Below are 7,298 nucleotides of genomic sequence, written 5' to 3'. Positions count from 1 at the left end.
ACTGAGCTAGTATCGCATTATAAAAGGTCTTTCACCTTTCGATTACCGCTTTCGCCGTAACCTACAAATTGGAGCGATACATCGGGTTCGAACCGATGACCTCAACCTTGGCAAGGTTGCGCTCTACCAACTGAGCTAGTATCGCAATCTGAAAACGTCTTTCTCCGTTCAGGGCTGCGAATTATAAGAGCATTTTTTTGTGATGCAAGTCCTTAATGCAAAATTACGAAACTTTTTACTCAACTGCTGTAAAAGCACACAGATTTGCAAAAAAAACGGCTCTTATGTCCCTGAAAAGTTAGATAAACGTGATCATTTTATTCGACTAGATGTTAATAATCGTTTTTCGGTAGTACTGCAGCTCGGCGATCGACTCTCGAATATCGTCTAACGCAAGGTGACTTCCCGACTTAGAAAAACCATCTAACACTTCAGGTTTCCAACGACGAGTCAGCTCTTTCAGAGTGCTTACGTCAACATAGCGGTAGTGGAAGTACTCTTCTAACTCTGGCATGTGCTTGTATAGGAAACGGCGGTCTTGACCAATGCTGTTGCCACAAATTGGTGACTTACCTTTTGGTACCCATTTTTCAAGAAACTCAATGGTTTGTTGGATGGCATCTTGCTCTGAAACCGTACTTTCTTGAATTCGCTTCACAAGGCCGCTGCCAGTGTGCGTCGTTGTGCACCACTCGTCCATCTTGTCCAATTCACTCTGAGGTTGGTGAATAGCCAAAACAGGTCCTTCAGCCAGGATGTTAAGCTCACTATCAGTAACGATAGTAGCAATTTCAATGATTTTATGAGTTTCAGGATCAAGTCCTGTCATCTCTAGATCAACCCAAATAAGGTTCTGATCGCTAAAGGACATAAGGCGTCGCCTATTTGTTTATGTGTAAAAGAGGTACTATACCCAAATAACTATACTCAAACTAGCTTTAGGACCATCGAAATCACGTGGTACCAGCAACATCCTGTTTGAGTCCCCAATCATCAAGTTAGATGTGTTAAGTGAAAAATTGTGGCTAAAAAAAAGAAGTTAACCAAAGGTCAAGTACGTCGTGTACGTAGCAACCAGAACAAGCGACTCAAGAAAGAAGATTCTATCCAATGGGATGAGAACATGCTTGGCGGAACCAAAAGCGGACTCGTGATTACGCGCTTTGGCCAACATGCTGATATCGAAGATCTTGAAACTAACGAAGTTCATCGTTGTAACTTACGCCGTAGTATCGAGACTTTAGTTTCTGGTGACCGAGTGACTTGGCGCGCAGGCTTAGAATCAATGGCCGGTATTTCTGGCGTTGTGGAAGCGGTTGAGCCGAGAACTTCAATGCTGACTCGCCCTGATTACTACGATGGCCTAAAGCCAGTAGCTGCGAACGTCGACCAAATGGTTATCGTATCGGCTGTGCTACCAGAGCTATCACTTAATATTATCGACCGTTACCTAATTGCTTCAGAAACGGTAAACATCGCGCCGCTTGTTGTACTGAACAAGGTCGATCTACTGACTGATGAGCAGATTGCTGAATACCGTGAAACACTTAAAGAGTACGAGAAGATCGGCTATAAAGTGATGTTCGTGAGTAAAGAGTCTGGCTACGGCATCAAAGAGCTGGAAGCTGAACTCAAAGACCGTATCAACATCTTTGTTGGTCAATCGGGTGTGGGTAAATCAAGCCTAGTGAATGCATTAATGCCTACGCTAGACATTGAAGAAGGCGAAGTCTCTGAGAACTCAGGTCTTGGTCAGCACACAACCACGGCAGCTCGTTTATACCACTTCCCTTCTGGTGGTGATCTGATTGATTCACCAGGAGTGCGTGAATTCGGCCTATGGCACCTAGAGGCCGACGAAATCACTGAAGCCTTTATCGAGTTCAAGCCTTACCTTGGCGGTTGTAAGTTCCGTGACTGTAAACACATTGATGACCCAGGCTGCATCCTGCGCGAAGCGGTAGAAAACGGAAAGATCAGTCGATTACGTTTCGACAACTACCACCGCATCATTGAAAGCATGGCGAGTAACAAAGATAACCGTCAGTATTCACGCAACAAAAAAGCCGATCTCTAATCGCGTTTTTGTGAACAAATGTGTGCATTTACTGACAATTGGCGCGAATTTAAGTAACATCTCGCGCCCTAAACCGTCATCGACAGATTTAATTGAAAAACAATTAGCATTGGAAAATTAATACAATGGATAAGATTAAAGTTGGATTGCAGTACTGGATTCCACAACATGGATTAACTCGCCTAGTCGGCAAACTTGCGTCTGCTAAAGCGGGCGGCTTAACGACAGCGATCATCAACTGGTTCATCAAGCAATACAAAGTGAACATGGATGAAGCTCTGCATAGCGATCCAAAACACTTTAAAACATTCAATGAATTCTTCGTGCGTGAATTGAAAGAAGGCATGCGTCCCATCGCCGAAGGTGAATCTGTTATTGTTCACCCTGCAGATGCACGTGTGAGCCAATTTGGCCCAATTACTGACGGTCAACTGATTCAAGCGAAAGGCCATAACTACTCAGCTCGCGAGCTATTGGGTGGTGATGCTGCGCTAGCGGATGAATTTAAAGACGGTGAATTCGCAACGCTTTACCTGTCTCCAAGTGATTACCACCGCGTGCACATGCCATGCGACGGCACACTGCGCCAGATGATCTACGTTCCAGGTGACCTTTTCTCAGTTAACCCGTTAACGGCAGAAAACGTTCCAAACCTATTCGCACGTAATGAGCGTGTCGTTTGTATCTTCGATACGGAATTTGGCCCAATGGCACAAGTGCTGGTTGGCGCAACGATCGTAGGTAGCATCGAGCAAGTATGGGCAGGTACCATCACCCCACCTCGTGGTAACTCGGTTTACAAATGGGATTACCCTGCACAAGGTGACAAAGCAATCATCTTGAAGAAAGGCGAAGAGATGGGCCGCTTTAAGCTTGGTTCAACCGTTATCAACCTGTTCGCTAAAGATGCAATCAAGTTTGACGACACTATGCAAAATGGCGAGAAAACGGTTCTTGGTACACCTTTCGCGCACATTGCTGGCAAAGAAGCGCAAGCAAATGACGATGTTGTTACCGATTCTGCTGAGAACACTGACCAAGCTTAACAATTTGAGTTAACTCATTTAAGCTTTCAAGACGCGTTACTTTTTCTATTTCAGAGAAGAACGCGCCTTTTTCTTAACTCTACCGATTCATTTGCTACTCAAGCTCTAACAACTCAATCTTTCAAACCCTGCCCAGCCACCTGCTGCTTCTCACTCTTGTCTCTAATTGCCCAGATAAAAGATTGACCAAAAACAAAACAACTGTCGAAACCTTAAACAACTTTTTGATTTTCCAACCCGTCTCCAAGTACCAGAAATCCAGATAACTTACTCTATTTGAAGATATTTTATTTATAGGGTCTTTGTACATGCCTAAACTCAATGTTGGCGTTCTGGTCAAGCTGTTGATTTGTTTTGCGATTCCCTTAGGCGTGTTATTCATGCCGATAGATTCAATACCAATCGATGATCTCACGCTGATTCAACACCGCCTGTTGGCGATATTCTTATTAGCAGCCCTGCTGTGGGTGCTTGAACCTGTTCCGGTATTCGCCACTTCCATTTTGATCATTGCGCTTGAACTGGTGATGATATCTGACAAAGGTTTACACCTATTTAGAAATCCACCAGCGGGGCACGATCTCGGTGAGTTAATCAAATATACCGACATCTTCGGTGCATTTTCGTCACCGATCATCATCCTTTTCATGGGTGGTTTTGCTCTTGCGATATCCGCATCCAAGTATGAACTCGATAACAACCTAGCTCGAGTGCTACTTAAACCATTTGGTACAGAACCGCGCTTCATTATGCTCGGCTTAATGCTGATCACCGCCGTGTTCTCAATGTTCATGTCAAATACCGCAACGACGGTAATGATGCTTGCGCTGCTCGGCCCTATCGTGGCATCGGCACCAAAAGGCGACATGGGGATCAAAGCGCTCGTGTTGTGTATTCCAATTGCTGCCAATACTGGCGGTATCGCAACCCCAATCGGTACACCGCCCAATGCCATCGCGCTGCAATACCTAACGGGTGAAAATACCATCGACTTCCTCAGCTGGATGATGATGGGCTTACCCTTTGTGATCATCCAACTCACCATCGCTTGGTTTCTTCTACAAAAACTCTTCCCTTCTAAAGAAAGAAACATGGTGCTCAAGCTTGATGGACAATTTAGAAAGAGCTGGCGAGCGATTGTGGTTTACATCACCTTCGCTGCGACAATCTTATTGTGGATGACCACCAAACTGCACGGCATGAACACCTATGTCGTGTCTATCATTCCACTGGCTGTGTTTACGCTCACTGGCATCATGGGCAAAGAAGAGCTCAAGCTGATTAACTGGGATGTGTTGTGGCTGGTCGCAGGTGGTATTGCGATTGGTATTGGCTTAGATAAAACAGGCTTAGCCGCTGCACTCGCACACGCAATTGACTATGAATCGCTCTCACCTGCAGCTGTGGTACTGACATTGTCTATCGTGTGTTGGTTAATGGCGAACTTCATGTCAAACACTGCGACGGCCAACTTGCTGATGCCGATAGCCGCTGCAATTGGTGCTTCCATGGAAAGCCTAGTTGCGATTGGTGGTCTGCAAGGCTTGCTGGTTGTGGTCGCCTTCTCTGCGTCACTTGGCATGATTCTGCCAGTATCGACACCACCAAACTCACTGGCCTACTCGACCGGGCTTATCGAAAGCAAAGACATGGCGAAGATGGGCATCATCTTAGGTATTGTGGGCTTGCTGATGGTTTACCTCGCCCTGTTTATCATCACCTAGCACGTTAATCCCTACTAATGCCCTTCCAGATAGTAATCACGTCTTTGCTATCTGGAAGGTTTAGTGCATATTGAATCCCCCACTTCTACATTTTGACACGGACGTACACTTCAATGGGATTCGAATGGCTGGCTCTTGCTGCCGCTTTTCTTTGGGCTATCGCGAGCCTGATGTCAGTAAAGCCTGCTCAACACTTAGGTTCTTTCGCCTATAGCCGTTGGCGCATGGGTTGCACTGCTATCATCTTATCGAGCATGGCTTGGTTTACTGGTGGCTGGTCAACGGTCGAAGCTGACCTCGTCACGCCGATGATGCTGTCTGGGCTAATTGGCATCTTCATTGGTGATACCGCCCTATTTGCCTGTTTGAATCGAATGGGACCGCGCCAAGCAGGTTTGCTGTTCTCTTGTCACGCCGTGTTCTCGGCAATTCTTGGTTACTTCCTATTTAGCGAAAGCATGACTTCGGTGGAGCTGATTGGCTCGGCTTTGGTGTTTAGCGGCGTTTTAACCGCGATATTCTTTGGTCGTCGAGGACAAGCCAACAACCAACTCGAAACCATCAAGGGCACCGTGTGGATTGGTGTAGCTCTCGGAATCACTGCCGCTATTTGCCAAGCCTTGGGCGGTATTATTGCAAAACCCGTGATGCAAACCAGCATAGACCCTGTTGCCGCTTCAGCGATTCGTATGATTACCGCTTTTGTTGCTCACTCCGCATTTCGTCTAACTGGCGCTAAGCTCTCACGCGCAATCAACCCGATGAATGGTCAAATATTTGCGATTACCGCAGTGAACGGATTTTTAGCGATGGCGGTGGGAATGACGCTGATCTTGTATGCACTGCAAGAAGGAAATGTCGGCATGGTTGCTCTGTTGTCTTCAACCACACCTATCATGTTGTTACCAATACTTTGGCTGTACACCAAACAGAGACCAAATGCCTACGCTTGGATCGGTGCCATTGTTGCCGTAGTGGGTACTGGTATTCTAGTCAGCTAGCTAGTGAAGTTAATTGGCAGCTGATTGGAAACTGAGAGTGAATAGCTAATGACTATTCACTCTCAGTAAAAACAAAAGCAAAAAGTTAAGAACGTGGGAAAGGAAAAGCCGTCACATCATCGATGTGGTCATAACCTAACGCCAGCATGATCAGACGATCAATACCTAAAGCAACACCCGCACAGTCTGGTAAGCCCGCTTTTAATGCCTCAATCAAGTGATGGTCAATCGGTTGAGGCGATAAGCCCATCTCAATACGTTTGGCATTGTCATCTTCAAAGCGCTTGAGCTGCTCTTGTGGCTTATCTAATTCATGGAAGCCGTTTGCTAACTCGATGCCTTTGAAATACACCTCAAAGCGATCCGCCACTCGCGAATCCTCAGGATTAATCTTAGCCAATGCCGCTTGTGAAGCCGGAAAGTCATAAACAAACGCAGGGACTTGTTGGCCTATTTTGGCTTCAACCCCAATACTAAACAGCAACTGCAGCAAGGTATCACGATCTTCTTCAGGGTCAGCTATATCGCTGAGCCCAAGTTTTGCTGCGGCTTGCTTTAGCGTAGCCATCGAATCTTCCAGGGGACACACACCTAACACGTCAATAAAGGCTTGTTGGTAAGTCATTCGCTCTGCTGAGCCCGATTTAAGTACCTGCTGTAACAGCAAATCCATTTCATCCATCAGGTCATGGTGATCAAAGCCAACGCGATACCACTCCAACATGGTGAACTCAGGGTTGTGGTAACGGCCATTTTCTTCGTTACGGAAAGACTTACAAATTTGATAAATACAGCCACTGCCGGCCGCTAATAGACGTTTCATATGAAACTCAGGGCTAGTCATAAAGAATAGAGGCTGACCGTGCGCATAACCCGGCCCTACGAATTCAGTATTGAAAGTATGCAAATGCACGTCCGTCACCGTGGCGTGGCTCATCGCAGGCGTATCCACTTCCATCACGTTTCGCTCAGCAAAGAACTGACGGATTTGATTAAGGATATCAGCACGTTGCTTTAACTGCTTAATGGTTGCGGCTGGTTGCCATGTTGAGTGCATTATTAAGTTCCATATTACTGAATTCTAGGCGACGGAAATTACCACCTTTCGCCTCTTTTGTAAGCTTCTATCTTTCTATAGATGGAAGCAAAATGTTGCTTTAATGAAGCCAGAAAATTACGTTCTACAATACAATTATCAATACAGCTTTCACATCCACATTGATAACAAAAATCATACTCAACAAGCCGTTAACACAAGTCTTGTGGGTTAATCGTTATCAACAATTCATTGCCGTGATTGCAGTCACATAACCTATAATTTCTATGCCTCCATATGCACTACCGACCTAAAAACCCAAATGCATCAACTTTTCGAATACCTTCCTCTCTTACACTGAACCTACCACTTAAGGCTTAGGGGTGCTAAATGGTTCCTACAATTTAGAACCTC

At 45.7% G+C, this 7,298-nt stretch carries 6 protein-coding genes and 1 tRNA gene; 4 read left to right on the top strand and 3 right to left on the bottom strand.

What is annotated here, in order from left to right; all coding sequences use genetic code 11:
* Positions 1-69 precede the first annotated feature (69 nt).
* Positions 70-145, bottom strand: a tRNA-Gly gene (locus AB4585_RS06010).
* A gap of 180 nt (positions 146-325) precedes the next feature.
* Positions 326-871 (bottom strand): oligoribonuclease, encoded by a 546-nt coding sequence (orn, locus tag AB4585_RS06005; RefSeq protein ID WP_010434065.1) that lies wholly within the window; start codon positions 869-871, stop codon positions 326-328.
* A gap of 150 nt (positions 872-1,021) precedes the next feature.
* Between orn and rsgA the strand changes: the two genes are divergently transcribed.
* The 4 genes from rsgA (at position 1,022) to AB4585_RS05985 (ending at position 5,848) form a co-directional block, all read left to right on the top strand.
* The gene (gene rsgA, locus AB4585_RS06000; RefSeq protein ID WP_017061306.1) at positions 1,022-2,077 is read left to right on the top strand and encodes a small ribosomal subunit biogenesis GTPase RsgA; all 1,056 of its coding nucleotides are present in this window, start codon (positions 1,022-1,024) and stop codon (positions 2,075-2,077) included.
* 125 nt (positions 2,078-2,202) lie between these two features.
* Entirely contained in the window at positions 2,203-3,123 is a 921-nt protein-coding gene (gene asd, locus AB4585_RS05995) for an archaetidylserine decarboxylase (protein ID WP_017063172.1), read from the top strand.
* A gap of 308 nt (positions 3,124-3,431) precedes the next feature.
* Positions 3,432-4,847, top strand: a complete 1,416-nt coding sequence (locus AB4585_RS05990; protein WP_017061303.1) for a DASS family sodium-coupled anion symporter — start codon at positions 3,432-3,434, stop codon at positions 4,845-4,847.
* Positions 4,848-4,960: 113 nt separating this feature from the next.
* Positions 4,961-5,848: a DMT family transporter gene (locus AB4585_RS05985; RefSeq protein ID WP_017071213.1), complete on the top strand. Its 888-nt coding sequence runs from the start codon at positions 4,961-4,963 to the stop codon at positions 5,846-5,848.
* Positions 5,849-5,933: 85 nt separating this feature from the next.
* Here the strand turns inward: AB4585_RS05985 and epmA are convergent, their stop codons facing one another.
* A complete protein-coding gene (gene epmA / locus AB4585_RS05980; RefSeq protein WP_372169425.1) occupies positions 5,934-6,905 on the bottom strand; it encodes an elongation factor P--(R)-beta-lysine ligase in 972 nt (323 codons plus the stop codon).
* Between the last annotated feature and the right edge of the window lie 393 nt (positions 6,906-7,298).

Origin of the sequence: Vibrio sp. 10N.222.49.C9 (genome assembly GCF_041474985.1) — a bacterium.
GTDB classification, from domain to species: Bacteria; Pseudomonadota; Gammaproteobacteria; order Enterobacterales; family Vibrionaceae; genus Vibrio; species Vibrio crassostreae_C.
This window is presented reverse-complemented; position numbering and strand designations above follow the sequence as displayed.